This is a genomic window from Micromonospora sp. DT15 (genome assembly GCF_049841475.1).
Lineage (GTDB): Bacteria > Actinomycetota > Actinomycetes > Mycobacteriales > Micromonosporaceae > Micromonospora.
This window is the reverse complement of record NZ_JBNCKJ010000009.1, coordinates 123,329-147,517: the sequence shown is the minus strand read 5'-3', so window position 1 is coordinate 147,517 and position 24,189 is coordinate 123,329. Positions and strand designations below refer to the sequence as shown.

The window sequence follows — 24,189 nt, the reverse complement described above, 5'->3', positions numbered from 1 at the left end:
CCATGATCGACCGGGCTGGGGCGGGGCCCGGGGTGGGGTGGGGTCAGTTGCCGGCTTGGGGTTGGGTTTGGAAGGCGGCGCGTTCGCTCGGCGGAACGAAGTCGCGGACCGGTTGGTCGCGCAGGGCGAAGGCGAGCACCTCGCCGACCGCGTTCACCATCTGGGCCTGCACCGCCTGACCGACCGCGTCCCGGGGATCGTCCGGGTTCGCGGCCATCGAGGCGACCGCGAGTTGCGGCGTGAACGCCACCACCGTCTCCGTCTCGTACCGCTCGGAGCTGCCGGTCTTGCCCGCCACCGGGCGGCCGAGCTTCGCCCGCAGCCCGGGTGCGGTGGCGCCGTCGCAGCGCCCGTACATCGACTGGTCGCCGACCGGGCAGCGGGCCGCGTCGGTGGCCGCCCGTGCCACGTCGGGGTCGAGCACCTGTCGGCAGTCCGGCTTGGCGGCGTCGACCGGTCGGCCGCCCGAGTCGGTGATCGACACCACCGGCAGGGGCGCGCACCAGGTCCCTTCGGCTGCCACTGTGGCGTACGCGCTGGCCAGGTCCAACGGGGTGGTCGCGGCCACGCCCAGGGTGAACGGACCCCAGTCCTTCGCGCCGTAGCGGGCCAGCTTGGCGTCGGACTCGGCCCGCAGCACGATGCCGAGCCGCTCGGCCATCTCCACCACCCGGTCGGCGCCGACCTTCTCGGTGAGCCAGGCGAAGTACGTGTTCACCGAGCGGCCGAACGCGCTCCACATGGTGCGGGGGCCGTCCATCGACGACGGGCTGGCGTTCGCCGGACACCAGCGTCCGTCGCAGCTCGCTGCCCCGGTCACCGGGAAGCGGGTGAGCAACTGGGTCGGCGCCACGAAGTCGGTCGACAGCGGCAGGCCGGACTCCAGCGCGGCGAGCAGGGTGAAGAGCTTGAACGTCGAGCCGCCCTGGTACCCCTCGATCGCGCCGCCGCCGGCGACCAACTGGTTGACGGTGTTCGGTCGGTTCTTCTGCCCGACCGGGTTGTCCGCCACGCTGTAGGAGCGGTTCACCGACATGGCCAGCACCCGCCCGGTGCCTGGTTGCACCACCGCGGTGGGCACCGCCTCGGCCCTGGTCGGCGCGTAGATCTTCAGCACCTGCTCGGTGGTGGCCCGCTGCACCCCCGGGTCCAGCGACGACACGATCGAGAAACCGCCCCGGCGCAGCGTGCGCTGCCGTTCGTCGGCGGTCGCCCCGAACGCCGACTGGCTGCTCCACCAGCGGGTGAACCAGTCGCAGAAGAAGCCCCAGTCGCGGTGCGCGTCGGGCACACCCGTGCAGTCGTTCGGGGTCTCGCTGGGCAGCAGTTGCAGCGGTTCGGCTCGGGCCGCCGCCGCCGCGTCCGCCGGCACCTGCCCCGTCTCCACGAGCCGCTCCAACACGTACGACCGTCGGGCCACCGCGCTGTCGGCGTCGCCGTTGATCGGGTCGTCGCTGTCCGGCGAGCGCACCAGACCGGCGAGCAGTGCCGCCTGGGCCAGGGTCAGTTCGGCCGGGGAGCGGGAGAAGTACCGCTTGCTGGCCGCCGCGATGCCGTACGCCCCGGCACCGAAGTAGGCGATGTTGAGGTAACGGGTCAGGATCTCGTCCTTGTCGAGTTCGCGCTCCAACGCGAGCGCGTACCGCATCTCCTGGAGCTTGCGGACGGTGGTGAGTTCGGTGGCGGCGTCCCGCTGCGCCTCGGTCAGCCGAGGGTCGTTGCTGAGCACGTTGCGGACGTACTGCATGGTCAGCGTGGAGGCGCCCTGCCGGGTCTGGCCGTCGCGCTTGTTGACTGTGAACGCGCGCACGACGCCCCGCAGGTCGACCCCGCTGTGCTGGTAGAACCGGACGTCCTCGGCGGCCACGATCGCCCGGCGCATGACCGGAGCCACCTCGTGCAGCGGCACGTCCACCCGGTCCTCCTGGTAGAAGGAGGTGATCAGGGTGGTGCCGTCGTTGGCGTACAGGTTGGAGCGCTGCGCGGTGGGCGGCGTCCGGAGTGTGTTCGGCAGCTCCGAGTACGGCGTCGACAGGGCGCTGAAGCCGATCCCGAAGACCAGGGCCGCGGGCAGTGCGGCGGCGGCCAGCACCAACCCGGCCAGCACTCCGGCGATCACCACGGTCAGCAGTTTGTCGAGTTGGGCCCGGATCATCAGCTCTCCCCGCAGGAGCCGGTCACGCTAGGACCCGTTCAGAATGACCCGGAACGCCCCTTTGGCCCTGGGTTTTCCCCAAACCCGGAGGAAACTCGCACCACGCTCAGGGCAGCAGCGCGCCGGCCAGCGGGTGGACCGTCTCCTCGATCTCGTCGGCGACCCGGCTGAAGCACTGGTCGCCACGACCCCACGGGTCATCCAGGTCATCGGTGGTCAGCGCCGAGGCGCCGAGCCGCGCGTCGTGCGCCGCCGCCACCAGGGCCATCCCCCGGGCGTACACGGCCTCCGGGGTGGCGTCACCAGGTGGCAGCGCGGCGGCGTCCACGGCGGCCAGCAGCCGGCCGAACTCGCCCAGCACGAACGTGCGGGCCGCCGCGTCCGGACGAAGAGCCACCACGTACTCCTGCTGGTCGGCGGTGGCGGTCAGGACCAGGTCGGCGGCGTCGATGTGGTCCGAGCGCAGCTTGCGCGCGGCGAACCCCGCCACGTCCCCACCACGGCCGGTGACCTGCCGTGCCGCCGGCGGGTTCATCTCCTCACCCGCGTGCCAGCCACCCGTGCCGGCGCTGTGGCTGTGCACCAGCTCCTCGGCCTGGGTCGGGTCCTGCGAACGCCGGGTCAGCCGCTCCCGCACCGCCAGGGCCAGCAGCCGCTCCGCCATCGGCGAGCGGCAGATGTTGCCCATGCAGACGTGCAGAACAGTGAACGGGGGCACTCAGACCGCCCGACCGTCGACGAGATCCGGAACCACGTCGCGCAGCTTCTCCAACGGGATCGCCCCGGCCCGCAGCAGCTGCGGCACCTCACCGGTCAGATCGACGATCGTGCTGGGCACCGGATCCGGGCAGGGGCCGGCCTCCAGGTAGGCCCGCACCGAGTAGCTGAGCTGGTCACGTGCCTCGTCGGCGGTGACCGCGGCCGGCTGGCCGGTCTTGTTGGCCGACGAGACCGCCATCGGGCCGGTCTCGCGCAGCACCTCCAACGCCACCGGGTGCAGCGGCATCCGCACCGCCACCGTGCCGGTCTTGTCGCCCAGGTCCCACTGCAGGCTCGGCGAGTGCTCGACAACGATCGTCAGGGCACCCGGCCAGAACGCCTCCACGAGGTCCCGGGCGGCCGTGGGCAGCGAGAAGACCAACCCGTCCAGGGTGTGCCGCGAGCCGATCAGCACCGGCGGCGGCATCTGCCGACCCCGGCCCTTGGCATCGAGCAGCGCCTTGACCGCGTACGGGGTGAACGCGTCCGCGCCGATCCCGTACACGGTGTCCGTCGGGAGAACGACCAGCTCGCCGTTCTTGACCGCCTCGATCGCCGCGGCGATGCCGCGGTCCCGATCGGCGGGCGATCGGCAGTCGTAGAGCATCACGAGGAGTCAGTCTGCCACGCCGCCCCGATCGGGGCGTGCTGGCCGTCCGCCCGTCGGGACGCGGTCGCGTAGCGGGGACGCCCGGTGAGGTCCAGATGCTCTGCGACAGCGGTGAAGCCGCCGTCCTGTGCGAGCAGTTCGGGCACCGCCGCGCCGTGGGTGTCGTCGTGCTCGATGCCGAACGCACCCCCCGGACGCAACAGCGCCGCCGCACGAGCGACGACCGGCCGGATCACCACCAGACCGTCCGCGCCGCCGAAGACCGCCTCCGCCGGGTCGTGACCGGCCACCTCCGGCGGGACCACCACGTCGTCCGGCACGTACGGCGGGTTGCAGAGCAGGACGTCCACCCGGCCCACCAGCTCGGCCAGCAGGTCCGGCGCTGTCACATCCGCCTCGACCACCTCGATCGGCCGGTCCCCCGCCGCGGCGCGCTCCGCCGCGTTGCGCCGCAGCCACACCAGCGCCCCCGCGGACCGCTCAACAGCGATCACCCGCGCTGCCGGCAGCTCCTGAGCCACCGCGAGGGCGATCGCGCCCGAACCGCTGCACAGGTCCACCACCACCGGGTCGGGCCGCCCCTGGGCCTGCTCGACGCCCCAGCCGGCCAACAGCTCGGTCTCCGGGCGGGGCACGAAGACACCCGGGCCGACCGACAGCTCCAGGTGCCGGAACCCGGCCCGCCCGGTCAGGTGCTGCAACGGCTCACGCGCGGCGCGTCGGCGCGTCAACTCGTCGAGCCGCACCACCTGGTCGTCGCTCAGGTCGTCGGCGATGGCCAACCGACCCCGGGGAACCCCGAGCACGTACGCCGCCAGCAACTCGGCCTCCACCCGGGCGGAGCCGACCCCGGCGGCGGCGAGGGCGCGGGCCGCTCGGGCCACCGCGGCGGACGGCCGGATGGGACCTGTCCCTTCGGGGGGGTGTTGCGGCAAAGTACTCACGACATAATCATGAAGCGTCGCGGGCGACGTGACGAACAGGTGCGCCCAGGCGCGCACGACAGGAGGTTGACGGGTGGGCTGGCTCGACCGGGTCGATGACCAGGTTGACGCCCTGACGCACGCCCGGGCGTTGCAGGAGGCCAGCCGCTCCGCGGAGGCGTACGTCCTGCTGGAGCGTGTGATCCGCACCACCGACGGCCCGGCGGCGCGAGCGGACGCCATGGTGCAGCGACTCTCCGCGCTGATCAATCTCGGTCGGACGGCGGAGTTCACCCGGGCCATCGAAGAGGCGTCGGCGGCGGTCCGCGACCTCGCCGAGCCCTATCTGCACGGTCACCTCAACGCCCTTGCCGCGCTCGCCGCGCACCACCAGGGCGCACTGGACCGCTGCGTCATGCACCTCGTCCGGGCGGCCCGGGCTCTGGGCGCCGTCGCCGACCCGGACCGGGACACCGCCTGGGGCTGGCACGACCTGGCCATGGCCTACAGCTACCTCAGCTTCCACGGGTACGCCCTGGGGGCCATCGAGCGGGCCCGGCAGCTCGGGCTGACCGCCGGGATCCCGGAGGAGACGTTCGCCGCGCCGGGCATCCGGCTGCGCAACGCGGTGGCCCTCGACCACAACGGCGACAGCGACGGTTGCCTGCGGGTGCTCCGGGACGTGGCCGCCGACCTGACCCGCTTCGTCCGCGCCGGGCGGGCGGCCCAGCTACGCCCGAGCAGCCTCGCCGCGTACGGCTATGCGGCAGCTCGACAGGCCGCGCTCGGCGATCAGGTGGCGACCGAAGGCCCCGAGCCGGCCCGGTTGATGACCCACGGCGGGGACAGCGCCCGCGCCCGCGACCTGCGTCAGCTCGGGCAGGTGTGCCTCGCCGTCGCCGACGGTCGGCCGATCGAGGCGGTCGCCCGACTGGACACCGTCCAGGTCTCCAACGAGACGCTCGGGGCGGCCGAGCCGGCCCGGCTGCGCAGCATCGCGTTGACCCGCGCCGGGGACCACCTGGCGGCGCACCGGGCCGACCGGCTGGCGTTCCGGCTCGCCGCGCAGCGCAACGACCGGCTGCGCGACGTCTACATCGACGGCATCGCCGCCCGCATCGACCACGAGGAGATGCGCCGTGAGGCGGCACGCTTCGAGGGCGAGGCGTTGACCGACCCGCTCACCGGGCTGCCCAACCGCCGCCGGTTGGAGCGCTACATCACGGCCGTGGTCACCCGCGGCGATCGAGTGGTGATCGGCGTCTGCGACCTGGACGGGTTCAAGGCGGTCAACACCCGGCACGGGCACCACTCGGGCGACCTGGTGCTGCAACGCATCGCCGGCGTGATCAACCGGGTGATGCGCCGGGACGACTTCGTGGCCCGCTACGGCGGTGACGAATTCGTGGTGGTGCTGCCGGACACCGGCATGATCGAGGCCGCCGAGGTGGCCCGCCGGATCGAGGCGGCGGTCCGCCTGGAGGACTGGGAGTCGTTGGTCCCGGGCACCCCGGTCGGGGTCAGCATCGGCTTCGCCGAGGTCTCCGGTGGCAGCGGGCTGCGCGACGCGCTCAGCGTCGCGTTCGAGCAGGCCGACCGCGAGATGCTCCGCGCCAAGACCCGCCCGCGCGCAAGCTGATCACCCCTCGCAGGGTCGATCATGGAGTTGTGGTGCCCCACAAAAGGCCCACGACGCCACAATCAACCCACCACAACTCCATGATCGACCCGGACGGCGAGGGGCCGAGGGCCGGGGTCAGCGGCGGGTCAGCTCGGTGTCGCCGGCCAGCCGGGCGGCCCGGTCGGCCTCGGTGAGGGCGTCCAGCACCCCGTCCAGCTCGCCGCCGAGCGCCAGATCCAGGTTGTACGCGGTGTAGCCGATCCGGTGATCGGTGATCCGGTTCTGCGGGAAGTTGTAGGTGCGGATCCGCTCCGAGCGGTCCACGGTGCGCACCTGGGCCTTGCGCGCGTCCGAGGCGGCGGCGTCGGCCTGCTCCTGGGCGGCGGCGAGCAGCCGGGCCCGCAGGATCCGCATCGCCTGCTCCCGGTTCTGCAACTGGGACTTCTCGTTCTGGCAGGAGACGACGATGCCGGTCGGCAGGTGGGTGATCCGCACCGCCGAGTCGGTGGTGTTCACCGACTGGCCACCCGGGCCGGACGAGCGGAACACGTCGATGCGCAGCTCGTTCTGGTCGATCGTGACGTCGACGTCCTCGGCCTCCGGAAGCACCAGCACCCCGGCGGCGCTGGTGTGGATCCGGCCCTGCGACTCCGTCACCGGGACACGCTGCACCCGGTGCACGCCGCCCTCCCACTTGAGCCGCGACCAGACACCGTTGCCACCGTCCGGCACACCCTTGGTCTTGATCGCCAGGGAGACGTCCTTGACCCCGCCGAGGTCGGAATCCTGTGCGTCGATCACCTCGGTGACCCAGCCGTGCCGCTCGGCGTACCGGGTGTACATCCGCAGCAGGTCACCGGCGAACAGCGCTGACTCCTCGCCACCCTCACCGGCCTTGATCTCGACGATCACGTCCTTGGCGTCGTGCGGGTCGCGCGGAATGAGCAGCTCGGCGAGCCGTTCCTCCAACACCGGCAGGGACCCGGCGATGGCGTCCGCCTCAGCCGCGAAGGACGGGTCCTCGGCGGCCAGTTCGCGAGCCGCTGCCAGATCGGCGCGGGCCTGCTCCAACTCGTCGGCGGCCTTGTGCAGCGGCACCAGCTCGGCGTACCGGCGGCCGACCCTGCGCGCGGTGGCCTGGTCGGCGTGGATGGCCGGATCGGCCAACCGCTTCTCCAGCTCCGCGTACTCGTCGAGAAGGCCGGCCAGACGCTCGCTGCTCATGCTGCGGATGCTCCTTCGACGGTGCGCGACGACCAGGCCGGGGCCGGGAGGCCAGCGGCCGGGCGGAAATGGAGGAAAACGCGGACGGCGCCCGCTTCCGGTGAAAAACCGGACGCGGGCGCCGAACGAGGAGTTACTTGGCCTTCTTGGCCTGAACCTTGGCGTACTTCTGCTGGAACTTCGCGACCCGGCCGGCGGTGTCGAGAACGCGCTGCTTACCGGTGTAGAACGGGTGGCAGGCGCTGCAGGTCTCGGCGTGGATCGTGCCGCCCTTGGCGGTGCTGCGGGTCGTGAACGTGTTGCCACAGGAGCAGCTGACCTCGGTGGTCACGTACTCCGGGTGGATGTTTGCCTTCATGTCGCCTCGGTCCTCTCGTTGGTGGTCGCCGGGTCGCCGTCATCGCTCGTCGCGCCGTACGCGACGGGCTCGGGCGTGAACCGGAACCGGTGGCCGATTGACCAGTGTGCCATGGGCCTGAGCCGACCCGGTAATCGGGCCGCACACCTCGTCCGGCATCGTCAACACGTGCATACCCGTCCGCATTCCCGCCGCCCGGCGGGGCATTCGCGCACCCGGCGGACCGCCGCCAGGTACCCCGGCCGGGGTACGCCCGTCGAGCCGGAGGTGGGCCGATGACCCGTCTGATCGCCACCCGGGGACTGCCCGCCTCAGGCAAGACGACGTTCGCCCGCACGCTCCAGCCGTCCGTGTCGCGGGTGAACCGGGACGATCTGCGTCGGATGCTGCACGGCGAACGGCTGTTCACCCAGTGGGCCGAGGCGCAGGTGACGGCCGTACAGCAGGCTCAGGTCGAGGCGCTGCTGCGGGCCCGAGCGGACGTCTGCGTGGACGACACCAACCTGCGCGCGCGGACCCTGCGCGGCTGGGCCGAGCTGGCCGCCCGCCACGGCGCGGACTTCGAGGTGCACGACTTCACCGACGTGCCGCTGGACGAGTGCCTGCGCCGCGACGCCGCCCGCCCGGCCACCGACCAGGTCGGCGCGGACGCGATCCGCCGGCTGCACGAGCGTTACCTTCAGGGCCGGGAGTTGCCGTTGCCGGTGCCGCAGGCCCGCACCGGGCGACCCGCCGTGGTGCACCCGCCGTCGACCGAGCCACCGGAGATCGTCCTGGTGGACATCGACGGCACAGTCGCGCTGGCCGTCTCCCGCAGCCCGTACGACATGACCCGGGTGGGTCAGGACCAGCCGAACTCGGCGGTGATCGCGGCGGTCCGGGCGATGCACGCCGCCGGGTACGGGGTGGTCTTCTGCTCGGGGCGGGACGCCTCCGCCCGCGCGGCCACCGAGGCGTGGCTGGCCCGGCACGTACGAGTGCCGTACCTGGGCCTGCACCTGCGCGCCGTCGGCGACTCCCGGAAGGACTCGATCGTCAAGCGGGAGATCTACGACCGGGAGATCCGGGACCGCTACCGGGTGGCCGGCGTCTTCGACGACCGCGTCCAGGTGGTCCAGATGTGGCGATCCCTGGGCCTCACCGTCTTCCAGGTGGCCGACGGCGACTTCTGAGGTGTCCGGACGGGCCCCGCGCGTTGGGGGCCCGTCCGGACGGTTTCACCCGGTGACGGTGATGGTGGCCTCGGCGCGCACGCCGTTCACCTCGACCGTCAGGCGTATCGGCGCGCCGGGCCGCAGTGCCGTCAGGGTGCCGGTGGCCGGGTCGAACCGGGCGGTGTGCCAGGGGCGCACCCCGGCCGCCGAGCCGACGTGCACTCCCGGCGACGCCGACCAGTCGGCGCTGACCGGTGCGGCCACCGGGACCGTACGCCCGCCGGGCTGGGTCAGCGTGGCGGTGACCGCCACGGAGGTGCCGACCGCGACGCTGGCCGGGGCGGCCACGGTGAGGCGGTCGGCGTGCGCGTGGAACTCCGCGTCCACCCAACGCGGGCCCTCGGCGAGGGGGTCACGACGGGCCCGGTCGGCCTCGGCCGGGGTCACCGGGTCCACGCCGAACTCCGTCCAACCGGTGAAGCCGCCCTGGTCGGCAGGGGTGGACGGCGTCTTGCCGGCGTTGCCGTTGATCACGTACGGCACCCCGTCCACCCGGTCGGCGTGGAAGGTGCCGACGTGCCCACCCACGAACAGCGCGCCCTTGCCGGTGCGGTGCTGGAAGTCGGCCAGCCACTGTTCCAGCAGCGCCGCCTCCTTGCGGTCGCCGAGCTGACTGGCCTGCGCCGGGCTGGGATCACGCGGCGGGTGGTGGTGCAGGACGACGACCGACCCCACGCGCCGGTCGGTGGCCGCGGCGTCCAGCGTCTCGCGGAGAATCCGTACCTGGTCGAAGCCTCCGCCGCGCAGCGTCCCGGTGGACGAGTTCAGCGTGACGAACCGGGTGCCGTTGTGGTCGAACACCCGGGAGGTGGCACCGAACGCGGCCGCGAAGTTGCTGATCGGAGCGCCCATGATCTCGTGGTTGCCGGGCACGTAGTACCAGGGCAGCGCGTCGCCCAACTCCTCGTCGAGGATCCGCCGGGCCAGCGCGAAGTCGGCCGCGTAGGCGGTGTCCACGAAGTCGCCGTTGATCAGGAGGAAGTCCGGCCGGGCCGCCCGCACCTCGCGCAACGTCCGCCGGGCCTGGGCGACCAGGTCGCTGTCCGGGTCGGCGGCGACGAACTGGGCGTCGGAGAGCACAGCGAACCGCCACGGCGCGCCGTCCACAGTGCCGTCGCGGACCACCACCCGATCGGTACGCGGGGCCACCTGCGGCACGTCGACGGTCGGGGGCACCTTCGCCACCAGGTCATCGATGATCACCTCGCTGGTGTACTGCGCCGCCGCGTTCGTCTCGGCCACGTAGAAGCGGCGTACCCGCACCGGGTACTGCACCCCGGCCGGCACCGCGAACTCCACGTACCGCCAACCGGTCCAGGTGATCAGTGGGCCACGCAGCACGTGTTGCGTGTCCTGGGCGTCGTGCAGGTGCAGGCTGGGCCACTCCCCAGTGCCGTTGCCGTGGATCCACATCCCGAAGGCCTGCGGTTGACCGGGCACCTCGATCCAGGCGGGCGGGTCGGCGTACGCGGCCCGCGTGCCGGTCGACTGGCCGAAGTCGTACGACATGCGCAGACCGGTGCCGGTGTGCCCGGGCGCCGGCGCCACCGAACCGCTGGCACGGGCCTGACTGAACCGCCAGGACGCGGCGTCGTCGAAACCGGCGACCGGCACGTCGGTCAGCCCGACGGTGACCGGCAGGACCGCGCTCGTACGTCCGACGTGAACGGTCACCAGGCCGGAGCCGGTGTCCCGTAAAGCAGCGATGGACAGGTTGCCGTCCCCGGTGGGGGTGATCCGCAGCAGGTCCCGGTCGTAGTCGAGGGTGAGGTCGTCCGGCTCGATCGGCGCGGTGTTGCCTTCGGCGTCGTACCCGACGACGCCGACCAGGGCGTCACCGTCCCGGCCGGTCAGCCCGACCCGCGGCGCGGTGGTGCCGATCCGGGCCAGCGGGCCGAGCACCGTGAGGTTCAGCGAGCCGGTGACCCGCCCCCGTCCGACGGTGACCGTGCTGGCCCCCGGCGCGGCGGCGTGGAACACGCCGTCCCTGTCCACCCGGCCGCGTACCGCCGGGGTCGCCCGCCAGGTGGGGGCGCCGGCCGCCGGGCCGTACGTCTCGTCGTGGCCGGATGCGGTGAGTGTGCGGGTCAGCCCCGGGAAGACCCGGTCGGGCCGTCCACCTCGCACCGGTGAGACGCCCGGGGCGGCGGTGGGGTCGCTGGCCGTCTCGACCCAGTAGCCGGTGAGTCGCCCGCTGCCCTTCGGCGCGTAGATGGCCAGGCCGTTGGGCACGGCCCGCTCGCTGCCGTCGGAGGGGCCGTTCTCCAGCTGCACGGCGGGCGCGCCCGGCTCCCGGGCCAGCAGCGTGGACGATCCGCCACCGTCCAGGTTGAGCGCGTGGTGGGCGCCCAACTCGGCCATCATCCGGCCCATCTCGGTCTGCGTCACGCCGCGGCTGTCGACCTGACGGCCGTCCACCGTCAGCATGATCATTTTTCGACCGTCGGCGCTGAACCCGACGGCGGTGCGGGGTGCGAGGGTCGGGTCGGCGATGGCCTGCACGACGCCGTCGCGGACGAGGACGTTGCCGCCCCCGACCGCCGCGTGCAGGGTGCTGCCGTCGGACGGCTTCGGCCGCCAGGCGACCGCCACCGGGTCACCGGGGCGCAGACCGGCAAGCGCGTCCGCGCCGAGGTCGCGGCCGAGCAGCACGGTGCTGCCCGCGACGATCGGGCCGCTACCGGCCACGCTTCCCACCGCGGCCACCCGACCGCCGGTCACGGTGACCTCGACCACCCGGGCCGCGCCCTCCACGGCACGCTGCCGGGAGTACGTCCCCCACAGCTCGGTGAAGGCGCCGATGCCGTCGGACTGCACCATGTTGTTGAACTGGGTCAGCGGGACCGGCCCGGTGGGCAGGGCGGCGCTGCCGTCGAAGTTCACCTCGATCACCCGCCCGACCCCGTTGGTGGTGACCGCCACCGCGTTGCGATGACCGTTGACCCCCGACTGGATCAGCTCGCCGTCACGGACGCCGACGCCCTGGGCGGCACCGGAGTTGTTGATGTCGAAGAAGTCGCCGTTGACCGCGGCGACGGCGCGCGACTGGTCCACCGCCTTTCGCAGGGGCTCGGCCCGGCTGACCGCGCCGGAGTTGACGTAGTCGACCGTGGAGCCGCCGGCCAGGTCGGTGGTGAGCGCGTCGGCGCGCAGCCAGCCCTCGGCGTCGTACCGGTCGAAGGACGTCAGTTGCACGCCCGGCGCGACCGGCCGGGTGGCCTTCGTGGTCTCCAGCCCACCGGCCGGCTCCAGACCACCAGCGCCGGTGGTCGGGGCGGTCGCGACCGTCGGCGCGGCGGACAGGCTGACCGAGCCGGCCGGGCGGGAGGACGCGGGCGGCGCGTCCTCGGCGATGGTGGGTGAGGCCACGGACGGTGAGGCCGGTCTGGGCGGGTCGATGGTGGGTGCGGCGGTGGCCGGCGGCGACAGGGCCAGGGCGAGCAGCGGCGTCAGCAGCAGGACGCCGGTGCGGCGGGCGGATCGTCTGCGGGTACGCATGGACGACAGTCAACCCGGCGATGAATAGAAGTTTCAATACCTGTCGGCTGAACCGAAGGAAAATTCCATCATCTGACGGCGTGGAGGTCATCGCCCGCCGGCTGCGGATGTCGGGCCCGGGACATGACGAAGGGGCACGGCCGCGATGGCCGTGCCCCTTCGTCGTCACCCGGGGATGGTTACTCCCCCGGCGTCGACTTCGCGATCTGCATCAGGAACTCGATGTTCGTGCGGGACTGCTTGAGCCGGTCCAGCAGAAGATCCATCGCGGCCTGCGAGTCCAGCGAGTGCAGCACCTTCCGGAGCTTGTGGATGATGGCCAGCTCTTCCGGTGCGAGCAGGACCTCTTCCTTACGCGTACCGGACGGGTTGATGTCGATGGCCGGGAAGGTCCGCTTGTCGGCGATCTTCCGGTCCAGCTTCAACTCGGCGTTGCCGGTGCCCTTGAACTCCTCGAAGATGACCGTGTCCGCCATGGACCCGGTCTCCACCAGCGCCGTGGCGATGATGGTCAGCGACCCGCCGTTCTCGATGTTGCGGGCCGCGCCGAGGAAGCGCTTCGGCGGGTACAGCGCCGTGGAGTCGATACCACCCGACATGATCCGGCCGCTGGCCGGCGCCGCCAGGTTGTACGACCGACCGAGCCGGGTCACCGAGTCGAGCAGCACGACGACGTCGTGCCCAAGCTCGACGAGGCGCTTGGCCCGCTCGATGGCCAGCTCCGCCACCGTGGTGTGGTCCTGCGGCGGACGGTCGAACGTGGCCGCGATGACCTCGCCCTTGATCGACCGCTGCATGTCGGTGACCTCTTCAGGCCGCTCGTCCACCAGCACCACCATCAGGTGGCACTCCGGGTTGTTGCGGGTGATCGCGTTCGCGATCGCCTGCAGCACCATCGTCTTACCCGCCTTGGGCGGAGACTGGATGAGTGCCCGCTGGCCCTTGCCGATCGGCATGACCAGGTCGATGACCCGGGTGGTGAGGATGTGCGGCTCGGTCTCCAGCCGCAGGCGCTCCTGCGGGTAGAGCGGGGTGAGCTTGTAGAACTCCGGACGACGCCGGGCCTCCTCGGGCTCCATCCCGTTGATCGTGTCCAGCCGCATCAGCGGGTTGTACTTGTCGCGCCGCTGGTCACCGCTGTTGCCGCCCTCTCGGGCCGCCCGCACCGCACCGGTGATCGCGTCACCGCGGCGCAGGCCGTACTTCTTGATCTGGGACATCGAGACGTACACGTCGTTCGGGCCGGCCAGGTAACCGGTCGTCCGCACGAAGGCGTAGTTGTCGAGCACGTCGATGATGCCGGCCACCGGGACGAGTACGTCATCCTCGTTGACCTGCGGCTCACGCCCGCCGGTGTCGGTGCCGGTCTCGGTCCGCTCGCCGCGCCCACGGCGACGGTCCCGGAAACGGCTGCGCCGGCCGCGCCGGCCGCCACCCTCGTCGTCGTCGTCGCTGTCCCGCTCGACACGCTGACCACGGTCGTTGCGGTCGTTGCGGTCACCACGGTCGGGTCGGTCGTTGCGCTCGGCCCGCTCGCCCCGGTCGGAACGCTCGCCCCGGTCGTTGCGCTCGCCCCGCTCGGCCCGATCGCCACGCTCGGCACGGTCGCCCCGGTCGTTGCGCTCGCCACGCTCGGTCCGCTCACCCCGGTCGGCACGCTCACCGCGGTCGGCCCGCTCGGTCCGCTCGCCACGCTCGGCCCGCTCGCCCCGGTCGGAACGCTCATTCCGGTCGGCACGCTCGCCCCGGTCGGCACGCTCGGCGCGCTCCGGACGCTCGGCCCGGTCGCGGCGGTTCTCGCCACGCTCGGCCCGCTCGCCGGCTTCCGCCTCGTCGCTACGCGGCTCGGTCGTCCGTGCCTCGGTCGCCCGCGCCTCGGTCGCCCGCGGCTCGGTCGTCCGCGCCTCGGTCGTCCGCGCCTCAGCGGGGCGAGCCTCGGTGGTACGGGCCTCCGCCGTTGCGGTCCGGCTCCGCCGGGTGCGGCTACGGCCCTCGGTCTCGGCGGCCGGCTCGGCCGGCGCCTGCTCGGCACCGCGTCCTTCGGCTGCCGGCCGGTCGGCGGTCTCCCGCACCTCGGCGCGCACTCCCTCACGGGTCGGGGCGGCCGCGGCCGCGACCTCGGCCCGTGGTCGAGGGGTCCCGGCGGCGTTGCCGCCCTGCCGCTCGGAAATCGCGGCGATCAGCTCGCCCTTGCGCATGCGAGCCGTGCCGGAGATGCCGAGCGACGCAGCCAGGCTCTGCAACTCTGGCAGCAGCATCGCCGACAGACCGGTGCCGCTACGCCGCCGACGGGCGGGAGCGGCTGCGGTGGCATCGCCAGCGACGTTGGAAACATCCGACGTCACGTCGGTGGTGTCGCTCAATGGATTCCTTCCCTCGATAGGCCGGGACTGCCCGGAGTCGGAGCTCAGGTGGCCGGGCGGCCTCGGTGCACCCGCCTCGCAAGGACGCGTCGCGGGAGTCTGTGACACAGCAGCCGGTCGGTATCCCGACTCACCAACGTCGGTGAGCAGGTCTCGCCGTCTGCGGCGACCTGTGGAAACTGCGGTGCGGCGTGGGCCTTTGGCAGGGGTAGACGGGCTGACCGCCGAGAGCTTCGGGGGTGCGCCGCCCCGCAGGAGATCGCGTGCTTCGCGGCTGTGCTAGGTCTAGAGCGTAATCAACTCTTCCGACCTGCGGCAACAGGGTCCCGCTCGGCGTGTCCAAGTCTACCCCGTGCGACCCGCGCGCCGCTGACGTCTATCGGTAACTGCCAGATCTCCCAGTCTGTTCCCACTGGGAAGCCCGCCGGAGGCTGACTGAGCGCCAGAACAGTCGGCCCCGCCCCACTGACCACAGCTGCCACATCGGCCGCACGCAGCGCGCTGACCAGGGCAGATGTGCCTGGCATGCCCGCTGCGCGGTAATCCTGATGGAGTCGGTCGACGGTCGCCGGCAGCAGCAGGGTCGGGTCCGTGGTGAGCGCGTGCACCAGCAGCGCTGCGCGCCCGGCGGTCAACGCGGCGTCACCATGCGGCACGGTTGCCGGCAGAGCCGCCCGCGCGGTCGCGGTCAAACCGCGTTCCGCCGGAACGAAAACAGTCGGCCGCACCGCTGCGGCGACCGGCAGCGAAACCGCCCGGGCGCCGCCCGGCTCGGACCAGGCCACAGTGAAACCGCCGAGCAGGCACGGCGCCACATTGTCGGGGTGGCCCTCGATCTCGGCGGCCAGTCGCAGCGCGCCGGCGTCGTCGAGGCGCTGCTCCCCATCGACGACCAGGGCACGGGCCAGCAGCACCCCGGCGACGATCGCGGCGGACGAGGAGCCCAGCCCACGTGCCTGCGGGATCCGGTTGACACACTCCACGCTCAGCCCCGCGGGGTGGGCCCCGAGCACGTCGAACGCGGCGCGCATGGCCCGCACCACCAGGTGCCGGTCGTCGTCGGGCAGCTCACCGGCACCCTGCCCGGTCACTGTCACCCGGACACCGCCCGAAGCGACCTCGGCGGCCACGTCGTCGTAGAGCCCGAGGGCGAGACCCAGCGCGTCGAAGCCCGGGCCCAGGTTGGCGCTGGTCGCCGGGACGCGGACCCGGACCGGCTCGGCGGTGAAGTTCGTCGGCACGCGCCCATGCTAGGGCTCGGGACCGACGAACCGGTCCCGCGCCCGCTGCCTGGGACCGTCGAGTTCAGCCGGCCGGGTCCGGGACCGGCTCGACGGCCGGATCGGTGAGCGACAGCCGGCGGGTGGCGATCCGCCAGCCGACCGCGTACACGAGGGTGATCAGACCGCAGCCGGCGAGCACCACCCGTTCGTCGACCGAGTCCACCACCAGGGCAACCGCCAGTTGACTCACCGAGATCGCCAGCGTCGCCAGCATCATGTCGGTGGCGAAGACGCGGCCCCGCAACCGGTCCGGGACTTCACCCTGAAGGGCGAAGTTCGACATCACCCAGTTGCTGCCACCCGCGAAGTGCGCCACGAAGACCAGCAGCAGCACCAGCGGAAACCATCGCACCACCGAGGTGCCCAGGTAGGACAGGCCGTAGAGCGACATGGACAGCGCGAGCCCGGGCAGCAGCCAGGCCCGGTTGGTCAACACCCGGCGCATCAGGATTGGCCCCACCAACGCTCCCGCGCCACGTACGGCGAACAGCAGGCCGGCACCGAGCGGGCCGACACCGTACACGCCGGCCAGCAGCGGAAACACTGTCAGCACGCCGTTGCCCAGGCCCACCGCGGACTTGACGGTGACAAGCGCGAGCACCCGGGGGCGGTGACCGATGTAGCCGAGCGCCTCGCGGACCGCCGACCAGGTTCGCTGGGCCGGTTGGTCGGCGTCCCGAGGCGCCTGCAACGGCCGACGGATCCGGGTGGCGAGGGCCGCGGCCGCCGCCAGGCCCACCGCCGCGACCCAGAAGCAGACGTACGGGCCGGCAGCGGTGCTGAGCACGCCGCCGAGCGACGCACCGACCACGGTCATGGTGCCCCAGGCCGAGCCGGCGACGGCGTTGCCAGCGGCGAGTTCGTGGGGCTCCAGCACGTTGGGCAGCGCAGCCTGGGCGGCCGGCGAGTAGAACGCCTTGGCGACCGCCACCACTCCGATGGCGACCAGCGCCAGCCACGCGGTTCCGGCGTTCCGCACGCCGAGCAGCAGCAACACGCCCGCCAGCGCGGCCACGTTCGCGGCGATCATGATCTTTCGGCGGTCGAAGCGGTCGGCGATGGTGCCGGTGTACGGCAGCAGCAACGCCACGATGCCGGTGTCCACGGCCAACACCAGCGCGCCCCAGACGCCACTGCCGGTCAGGTGCGGCAGCAGCACCAGCAGCGGCACCATGACGAACCAGTCGGCGCCGAAGACCACCAGCTCGGCGGCGAAGAGGTTGCGGAAGCTCCGATTGCCGGTCAGAACCGAGAGGGTGGACGCCACGGAGCGCGACCCTACCTGGTCGGTGTCGTACCCACACCCGCTCCCAGCAGCGCCGAAACCGTGACGAAGGTGTAACCACGCGACCGTAGCCCGTTGATCATGTCGGTCAGACCCCGCAGTGCGACCAGCCGCCGGTGCGCCCCCACATCGTGGCCGAGCACGATCGTTCCCGGTCGAACCTCGGCCACGATCCGTTGGGCGTGACCGGCCGGATCGTCGGGGAACTGGCGCTCCACCATCTGCAACGACCAGAGCACCAGCCGATAGTCCAGCCGGGCCGCCGCGTGCAGCACCGCCCCGCCCAGGTGGCCGTACGGCGGGCGGAGGAGCGCCGGCGGCACCCCGGTCAGGTCGGCGATCGCGTCGTGGCTGCGGCGCAGGTCGTCGTACGCCTCGGCGGCGTCCAGTTCGGCCAGGTCCCGGTGTTCCCAGCTGTGGTTGCCCACCTCGTGCCCGGCGAGCCGGTCGCGGACGACGTCGGCGTGTCGACGGACCTGCGCGCCGACCATGAAGAAGGTGGCCGGCACCCGGTGCTGGGCCAGTGTGTCGAGCACCATGGGAGTCCACTGTGGTGCCGGCCCGTCGTCGAAGGTGAGGGCCACCAGGCGCTGGTTGGTCCGCCCGGACCAGACGACGTCCACCGCGCCGGAGCCGACATCCTGTTGGCCGTTACCGAGGGTGGCGCTGGCGGGGCCGCCGGCGATCGGCATCCGGCGATGGGTGATCCACCACGCCTCGGACGTCCCCGCGCCGATGGCCACACCGCCCACCACCAGCAGGCCACGGCGCAGCAGGTCGCGTCGGCCCCACCCGCGCGCGCCCTCGGCCATCTGCCCGCCCCGCTTCACCCACACCCCCACCCGTCTACGAGGAGTATGCAAGAAGTTACACAATGTGTGGGGTGGTCGAGTCGGAGTGTTTTCGGTCGAATGAACCGGGAACGCCCCCGGCGACAATCCGCCGGGGGCGTTCCAAACTGCTCTGCGACCTACTCGGTCGGCTCCGCCGGAGGCAGCGGGGAGGTACGGCTACGCGGCAACCGCAGCACCTCGAACTGGTCCGTGCCCTCCACCAGCGCGGCCGACGGCGCGGGTCGCCCGGCCGGCTGCACACCCTCGGTCGCGACCGGGGCGGGTGCGCCACTCGGCACCGCGACCTGGTTCGGCGCTGGCGCCTCGTCGGTCTCCGTCGTCGTGGTCACCGCCGACCCGCCGGAACGCCGTCGTGCGCGCCGAGCCCGCAGCGACTCCTTGGTGTGCTCCACCATCGTGTAGAGCGTCGGCACCAGGATCAGCGTGAGCAGCGTCGAGCTGAGCAGACCACCGATCACCACGACCGCCAGCGGCTGAGAGATGAAGCCGCCCTCACCGGTCAACCCGAACGCCATCGGCAGCAGCGCGAAGATCGTCGCTACCGCCGTCATCAGGATCGGGCGCAGCCGGCGACGGCCACCCTCGACCACCGCTTCCCGGACCCCCATGCCCTGCGCCCGGTACTGGTTGATCAGGTCGAGCAACACGATCGCGTTGGTCACCACGATGCCGACCAGCATCAGCACACCGATCAGCGCCGGCACACCGAGCGCCGTCCCGGTGACCAACAGCAGACCGATGGCACCGGTCGACGCGAACGGGATGGAGATCAGCAGGATCAGCGCCTGAGTGAGGCTACGGAACGTGGCCACCATGATCAGGAAGACGATGGCGATCGCGGCCAGCACCGCCAGGCCCAGGTCCGCGAAGGCGTCCGCCTGGTCCGCGCTGACACCACCGATGGTGAAGCTCGCACCCGGCACGTTGAGGCCGTCCAGCCGCTTCTGCAACTCCTTGCTGGTCGCGCCCAGGTTCGAGCCGGTCGCCGCGCCGGTCACCGACACGCTGCGCTCACCGTCGATGCGGGTGACCTGCTGCGGGCCCTCACCCTGGGTGACCTGCGCGATGTCGCCCAGCTTGACCGGACCAACCGGCAGTGCCCGCAGCTCCTCCACCGTCATCGGCGGCTGCGTGCCCAACCGCAGCACCACGTTCTGCTGCTGGCCGTCGAGCGCGACCTGACCCAGCGGCGCTCCCCGGAACGCCTGCGACACGAGCTGCCCCACGGCGGCCTCGGTGAGCCCGACCCGACCGGCGGCGACCCGGTCCACCACCACGTCGACCCGCGGCACCCGCGCGGCCAGGCTGGTGGACACGTCCTCGACGTCCGGCAGGCCGGCCATCGCGGCCCGCGCCTCCTCGGCGGCCCGGGTCAGCGCCTCCGGGTCGCTGGCCTGGACGATCACCTCCAGCTGGCTGGTCGATGCCTCCTGCCCGCCACCGAAGCTGATCTCACCCACACCGGCGCCGAGCTTGTCGAACTCCTTGCGCAGCACCTCACGCATCTGCTTCGCGTCGGTGTCACCGTCGAGCGCCAGCGACCAGCTGGCGACGTTGTTGCCGCCGCCGCCCGCCCACGGGTTGTCCCCACCGCCGGCGGTCACCTGGTACGTCTCGACGCCGTCGGTGTTCGACAGCACCGACTCGACCTGCTTGGCCGCCGCGTCGGTGGCCGCCAGGCCACTGCCGGCCGGCAGCTCCTGGCTCATGTTGAGGGTGTCCTGGCCGGAGTCGTCCAGGAAGTTGGTCTCCAACTTCTGCGCCAGACCGAAGGTGCCGAAGAGCACCAGTAGGCCGAGCCCGACGGTGATCCAACGGGTCGACCGCTTGCCGGTGGCGAACCCGATCACGGGCAGGTACGCCCGCTGCAACGGGCTGCGCAGCTCCTTCTCCTCCGCCGCGTGCCGTACCGCCTCGTCGTCAGCGGTGCCGCCGCGCGGCTTGAGGAACCAGTACGCGAGGACCGGGATCACTGTCAGCGACACCAGCAGCGAGGCGAGCAGGGCCACCGTCACGGTGATCGCGAACGGCGCGAAGAGCTGGCCCACGAACCCGCCGACCAGCGCGATCGGCGCGAACACCGCCACCGTGGTGAGGGTCGACGCGGTCACCGCACCGGCGACCTCCCGAACGCCGGTGATGATGGCGTGCCGTTTCTCCTCGCCGTACTCAAGGTGGCGTTTGATGTTCTCCAACACCACGATCGAGTCGTCGACCACACGACCGACCGCGATGGTCAACGCGCCGAGGGTGAGCAGGTTGAGCGAGTAGTCACCGATCCACAGGGCGATCAGCGCCACCAGCACGGAGAGCGGGATGGAGACCGCGGTGACCACCGTCGAGCGCACCGACAGCAGGAACACCAGGATGACGATGACCGCCATCACCAGGCCCAGCAGGCCCTCCGTGGTCAGCGACTCGATCGACTTCTCGACGAACGGCGCCTGGTCGAAGACCACTGTCAGCTCAGCGCCGGAGGCGTCCTTCAGGTCGTCGAGCCGGTCCCGGATCTCGTGCGAGATCTCCACGGCGTTGCCGTCCGGTGCCGCGGTGACCGCGATACCGAGGCTGTCCTTGCCGTTGGTCCGGGTGATCGCCGTGGCCGGGGCGAGCTGCTGCTCGACCGTCGCCACGTCACCGAGGCGAACGGGTGCCGCGGCCGGGACGACCACGATGCCGCGCAGCTCCTCCAGGGTGGCGATCGGCGTGCCGACCTGCACCGGGAGGGCCAACGCTCCGTCGGTCACCGCGCCGGCCGGAACCGCCACGCCGTTGGTCTTCAGCGCCGCGCCGATGGCCGTCGGCTGGATCTTCGCGGCGGCCAACTTCGCCGGGTCCGGGGTGACCACCACGACGTCGTCGCGGGTGCCGGTCACCTCGACAGTGCGTACCCCGTCGATGCCCTCCAGCTCCGGCACCACAGTCGCGCGCAGCTTCTCGGCCAGCGCCCGCTCGTCCGCGGCGCCGGCCGCGGCCAGCACCACCGCCGGCAGGTCGTCGGTGCTACCCGCGATGACCTGCGGGTCGACGCCCTCCGGCAGTTGGGAGTCGATCCGGCTCAACGCGGTCTGCATCTTGTTGACGACGTCGTCGAGGTCGGTGCCGAACTCGTACGTCACCTGGACGGTGGCCGCCCCCTCGCGGGAGGTGGAGGTGACCTGGTCCAGCCCCGGGATGCCCTGGAGGGCGTTCTCGATCGGCTCGGTCACCTGCGACTCGACGATCTCGGGGCCGGCGCCGGGGAAGGGAGCCACGATGAACGCGGCCGGGAATTCGAGCGACGGCAGCAGTTGCTGCTTCAGCGACGGCACGGCGAACACTCCGAACACCGTGGTCACCACCGCGATGAGGGCAATCAGCCCTCGGTTGGCGAGGCTGAATCTGGCGAGCAGCGACATCGGCCTGGCTCACTCCTGAACGAGAATGCGGGCGGGGATACCCGAAAGTGTGCCGGACTCGCATACCTCGGCCCCCGCCGCCCCCGGGCCGTCGCGCCGTTCAGCTGCCCGCCGTCGAACACCACCCGGACGGCGACGCGCTCAGGCCAGGTCGAGGGCGCGCGCCGCGGCCAGCGGGTCGTTCGCGATGGTGACCGGTGCCGGCGCTGTGGAAATCGCCCACTCCGGGTCCTTCAGCCCGTGGCCGGTCACCGTGCAGACCACTGTGGAGCCGGGCGGCACCGCGCCCGCCGCGGCCTGCTGCAACAGGCCGGCCACGCTGGCCGCGCTGCCCAGCTCGACGAAGACCCCCACCTCACGGGCGAGCAGACGGTACGCGGAGAGGATCTCCCGGTCGGTCACCGACGCGATCAGGCCACCGGAGGCGTCTCTGGCATCCAGTGCCTTGGTCCAGCTCGCCGGGTTGCCGATCCGGATCGCGGTGGCGATGGTGGACGGCTCCGGCACCACCTGGCCGGTCACGATCGGGGCCGCGCCGGCCGCCTGGAAGCCGTACATCTTCGGGGTGCGGGTGGTGGCACCGGCGGCCCGATCCTCCGCGTATCCCATCCAGTACGCGGAGATGTTGCCGGCGTTGCCGACCGGCAGGCAGTGGATGTCGGGCGCGTCGCCGAGCGCCTCGACGATCTCGAAGGCTGCGGTCTTCTGGCCGTGCAGCCGGTCGATGTTGACCGAGTTGACCAACGCGACCGGGTAGTCCTGGGCGAGCTTGGCGGCCGTCGCGAGGCAGTCGTCGAAGTTGCCGTTCACCTGGAGCAGCTTCGCGCCGTGCACCAGCGCCTGGGCCAACTTGCCCAACGCGATCTTGCCCTGCGGCACCAGCACGGCGCAGGTCAACCCGGCCCGGGCCGCGTACGCCGCGGCGGAGGCGCTGGTGTTACCGGTGGAGGCGCAGATGATGGCCTTGTTGCCGGCCTCGACCGCCTTGGACACCGCGAGGGTCATCCCCCGGTCCTTGAAGGAGCCGGTCGGGTTGGCGCCCTCTACCTTGAGGTGCACGTCGCAACCGAGCCGGGCGGACAGCACCGGCGCCGGCAACAGCGGGGTGTTGCCCTCGTGCAGCGTGACGACCGGCGTGGCCGCGGTGACCGGCAGCCGATCCCGGTACGCCTCGATCAGACCCCGCCACATGTCGCTCTCCTCGCCTCTACCGCCGTGCCCACCCGATTGTCAGGGCCACCTTGGACCAGCCTGCTGGAGTGGTCAATGGCACACCCCCGCCTACCCACCTGGCGGGACGCGCGCGCCGCCCCGTCGATGATGCAACGACTCAGGCGCCGCCCTCGACCCGCAGCACACTGGTGACCGACCGGACGATGTCCAGACCGCGCAGCTCGCCGACGGTCGCGGCGAGCGCGGCGTCCGGTGCCACGTGGGTGACGATGACCAGCTCGGCGTCGCCGTCGCGGCCCGCTGGCCCGCCCGCCGAGCCCTGCCGCACAGTCGCGATCGACACGTCGTGCCGGGCGAACACGCTCGCCACCGACGCCAGCACACCCGGGCGGTCTGCCACGTCGAGGCTCACGTGGTAGCGGGTCAACGCCTCACCCATCGGCCGGACCGCGAGGTCCGCGTACGCGCTCTCGCTGGCCGCGCGCACCCCGGCGAGCCGGTTGCGGGACACCGCGACCACATCACCGAGCACCGCGCTGGCGGTGGGCGCGCCACCGGCGCCCCGACCGTAGAACATCAACTGCCCGGCCGCGTCCGCCTCCACGAAGACCGCGTTGAACGCGTCCCCGACGCTGGCCAACGGGTGGCTACGCGGGATCATCGCCGGGTGCACCCGGACGCTGACCGTCTCCTGGCCGGTGGAGTCGACACCCCGGGCCGCGATGCAGAGCAGTTTGATCGTGCAGCCCATCGCCTGGGCGCTGGCCATGTCCGCGGCGGTCACCTCGGTGATGCCCTCGCGGTGCACGTCGGCGGCGCCGACCCGGGTGTGGAACGCCAGCGAGGCGAGGATCGCCGCCTTCGCCGCCGCGTCGAAGCCCTCCACGTCGGCGGTCGGGTCGGCCTCCGCATACCCCAGGGCGGTGGCCTCTTCAAGGGCCTCGGCGAAGCCGGCGCCGGTCGCGTCCATCGCGGAGAGAATGAAGTTGGTGGTGCCGTTGACGATGCCGGTGACCCGGTTGATCCGATCGCCGTGCAGCGACTCCCGTAGCGGGCGCAGCAGCGGGATGGCCCCGGCCACTGACGCCTCGTAGTAGAGATCGCCGCCGCCCTCGGCCGCCGCCTCGTGCAGGGCCACGCCGTCCTCGGCCAGCAGCGCCTTGTTGGCGGTGACCACGCTCTTGCCGGCGCGCAACGCCTCGACCAGCCAACTCCGGGCCGGTTCGATGCCACCGACCACCTCGATGACCACGTCCACGTCGTCGCGCTTGATCAGGCCGAGCGCGTCGGTCGTGAACAGGTCCTCGTCGACCGGCAGGTCACCCCGGTCGCGGCCGAGCCGACGGACGGCGATGCCGGCGATCTCCAGCGGGGCGCCGATCCGCGCGGTGAGGTCGGCCGACTGCTCGTGCAGCAGCCGGACCACCTCCTGGCCGACAGTGCCACAGCCGAGCAGCGCCAAGCGCACAGG

General features: G+C 72.2%; 16 protein-coding genes. 2 read left to right on the top strand and 14 right to left on the bottom strand.

Features of this window, described 5'->3' with window-relative positions; genetic code table 11:
* Positions 1 to 43 precede the first annotated feature (43 nt).
* The 4 genes from ACLQ3F_RS20805 to prmC form a co-directional block, all read right to left on the bottom strand.
* Positions 44 to 2,155, bottom strand: a complete 2,112-nt coding sequence (locus ACLQ3F_RS20805; protein WP_357204057.1) for a transglycosylase domain-containing protein — start codon at positions 2,153 to 2,155, stop codon at positions 44 to 46.
* A 106-nt stretch (positions 2,156 to 2,261) separates the two neighbouring features.
* Positions 2,262 to 2,873: a phosphotyrosine protein phosphatase gene (locus tag ACLQ3F_RS20800; protein WP_425850900.1), complete on the bottom strand. Its 612-nt coding sequence runs from the start codon at positions 2,871 to 2,873 to the stop codon at positions 2,262 to 2,264.
* A complete protein-coding gene (locus ACLQ3F_RS20795) occupies positions 2,874 to 3,521 on the bottom strand; it encodes an L-threonylcarbamoyladenylate synthase (RefSeq protein WP_091406475.1) in 648 nt (215 codons plus the stop codon).
* Complete coding sequence (gene prmC / locus ACLQ3F_RS20790; RefSeq protein ID WP_425850899.1) at positions 3,521 to 4,468, bottom strand: peptide chain release factor N(5)-glutamine methyltransferase; 948 nt, start codon at positions 4,466 to 4,468, stop codon at positions 3,521 to 3,523. Before prmC ends, ACLQ3F_RS20795 begins: the two co-directional genes overlap by 1 nt.
* A gap of 73 nt (positions 4,469 to 4,541) precedes the next feature.
* Here prmC and ACLQ3F_RS20785 point away from each other — a divergent pair, with 73 nt between their 5' ends.
* Complete coding sequence (locus ACLQ3F_RS20785; RefSeq protein ID WP_357204054.1) at positions 4,542 to 6,086, top strand: GGDEF domain-containing protein; 1,545 nt, start codon at positions 4,542 to 4,544, stop codon at positions 6,084 to 6,086.
* Between the two features lie 117 nt (positions 6,087 to 6,203).
* Here ACLQ3F_RS20785 and prfA read toward each other — a convergent pair whose 3' ends face one another.
* Complete coding sequence (prfA, locus tag ACLQ3F_RS20780) at positions 6,204 to 7,292, bottom strand: peptide chain release factor 1 (protein WP_091405908.1); 1,089 nt, start codon at positions 7,290 to 7,292, stop codon at positions 6,204 to 6,206.
* Positions 7,293 to 7,425: 133 nt separating this feature from the next.
* On the bottom strand, positions 7,426 to 7,650 hold the full coding sequence (gene rpmE, locus ACLQ3F_RS20775) for a 50S ribosomal protein L31 (RefSeq protein ID WP_355008073.1): 225 nt from the start codon (positions 7,648 to 7,650) through the stop codon (positions 7,426 to 7,428).
* Positions 7,651 to 7,925: 275 nt separating this feature from the next.
* On the opposite strand from rpmE, the gene ACLQ3F_RS20770 reads away from it, so the two are divergent.
* Entirely contained in the window at positions 7,926 to 8,822 is an 897-nt protein-coding gene (locus ACLQ3F_RS20770) for an AAA family ATPase (protein ID WP_425850897.1), read from the top strand.
* A gap of 45 nt (positions 8,823 to 8,867) precedes the next feature.
* On the opposite strand, the gene ACLQ3F_RS20765 is transcribed toward ACLQ3F_RS20770, so the two are convergent.
* From ACLQ3F_RS20765 to ACLQ3F_RS20730, 8 genes are all read right to left on the bottom strand, one after another.
* Positions 8,868 to 12,362 carry a phosphodiester glycosidase family protein gene (locus ACLQ3F_RS20765; protein WP_425850896.1) on the bottom strand — a complete coding sequence of 1,165 codons (3,495 nt, stop codon included), beginning with the start codon at positions 12,360 to 12,362 and terminating at the stop codon, positions 8,868 to 8,870.
* A 179-nt stretch (positions 12,363 to 12,541) separates the two neighbouring features.
* On the bottom strand, positions 12,542 to 14,725 hold the full coding sequence (rho, locus tag ACLQ3F_RS20760; RefSeq protein ID WP_425850895.1) for a transcription termination factor Rho: 2,184 nt from the start codon (positions 14,723 to 14,725) through the stop codon (positions 12,542 to 12,544).
* 296 nt (positions 14,726 to 15,021) lie between these two features.
* A complete protein-coding gene (gene thrB, locus ACLQ3F_RS20755; RefSeq protein ID WP_425850893.1) occupies positions 15,022 to 15,966 on the bottom strand; it encodes a homoserine kinase in 945 nt (314 codons plus the stop codon).
* Positions 15,967 to 16,030: 64 nt separating this feature from the next.
* Positions 16,031 to 17,275 (bottom strand): MFS transporter, encoded by a 1,245-nt coding sequence (locus tag ACLQ3F_RS20750; RefSeq protein WP_357195679.1) that lies wholly within the window; start codon positions 17,273 to 17,275, stop codon positions 16,031 to 16,033.
* A gap of 11 nt (positions 17,276 to 17,286) precedes the next feature.
* The gene (locus ACLQ3F_RS20745) at positions 17,287 to 18,129 is read right to left on the bottom strand and encodes a polysaccharide deacetylase family protein (protein WP_357195676.1); all 843 of its coding nucleotides are present in this window, start codon (positions 18,127 to 18,129) and stop codon (positions 17,287 to 17,289) included.
* Positions 18,130 to 18,263: 134 nt separating this feature from the next.
* Positions 18,264 to 21,545 (bottom strand): efflux RND transporter permease subunit, encoded by a 3,282-nt coding sequence (locus ACLQ3F_RS20740; protein ID WP_425850891.1) that lies wholly within the window; start codon positions 21,543 to 21,545, stop codon positions 18,264 to 18,266.
* Positions 21,546 to 21,686: 141 nt separating this feature from the next.
* Entirely contained in the window at positions 21,687 to 22,736 is a 1,050-nt protein-coding gene (thrC, locus tag ACLQ3F_RS20735) for a threonine synthase (RefSeq protein WP_355008081.1), read from the bottom strand.
* 139 nt (positions 22,737 to 22,875) lie between these two features.
* Entirely contained in the window at positions 22,876 to 24,186 is a 1,311-nt protein-coding gene (locus ACLQ3F_RS20730) for a homoserine dehydrogenase (protein ID WP_357195705.1), read from the bottom strand.
* Positions 24,187 to 24,189: the final 3 nt, after the last annotated feature.

Bases quoted from the DNA above. Each gene is read 5' to 3' on its own strand.
- ACLQ3F_RS20805 (WP_357204057.1), bottom strand. From the start codon at position 2,155: ATGATCCGGGCCCAACTCGACAAACTGCTGACCGTGGTGATCGCCGGA.
- ACLQ3F_RS20795 (WP_091406475.1), bottom strand. From the start codon at position 3,521: ATGCTCTACGACTGCCGATCGCCCGCCGATCGGGACCGCGGCATCGCC.
- prfA (WP_091405908.1), bottom strand. From the start codon at position 7,292: ATGAGCAGCGAGCGTCTGGCCGGCCTTCTCGACGAGTACGCGGAGCTG.
- rpmE (WP_355008073.1), bottom strand. From the start codon at position 7,650: ATGAAGGCAAACATCCACCCGGAGTACGTGACCACCGAGGTCAGCTGC.
- ACLQ3F_RS20770 (WP_425850897.1), top strand. From the start codon at position 7,926: ATGACCCGTCTGATCGCCACCCGGGGACTGCCCGCCTCAGGCAAGACG.
- ACLQ3F_RS20765 (WP_425850896.1), bottom strand. From the start codon at position 12,362: ATGCGTACCCGCAGACGATCCGCCCGCCGCACCGGCGTCCTGCTGCTG.
- ACLQ3F_RS20740 (WP_425850891.1), bottom strand. From the start codon at position 21,545: ATGTCGCTGCTCGCCAGATTCAGCCTCGCCAACCGAGGGCTGATTGCC.
- thrC (WP_355008081.1), bottom strand. From the start codon at position 22,736: ATGTGGCGGGGTCTGATCGAGGCGTACCGGGATCGGCTGCCGGTCACC.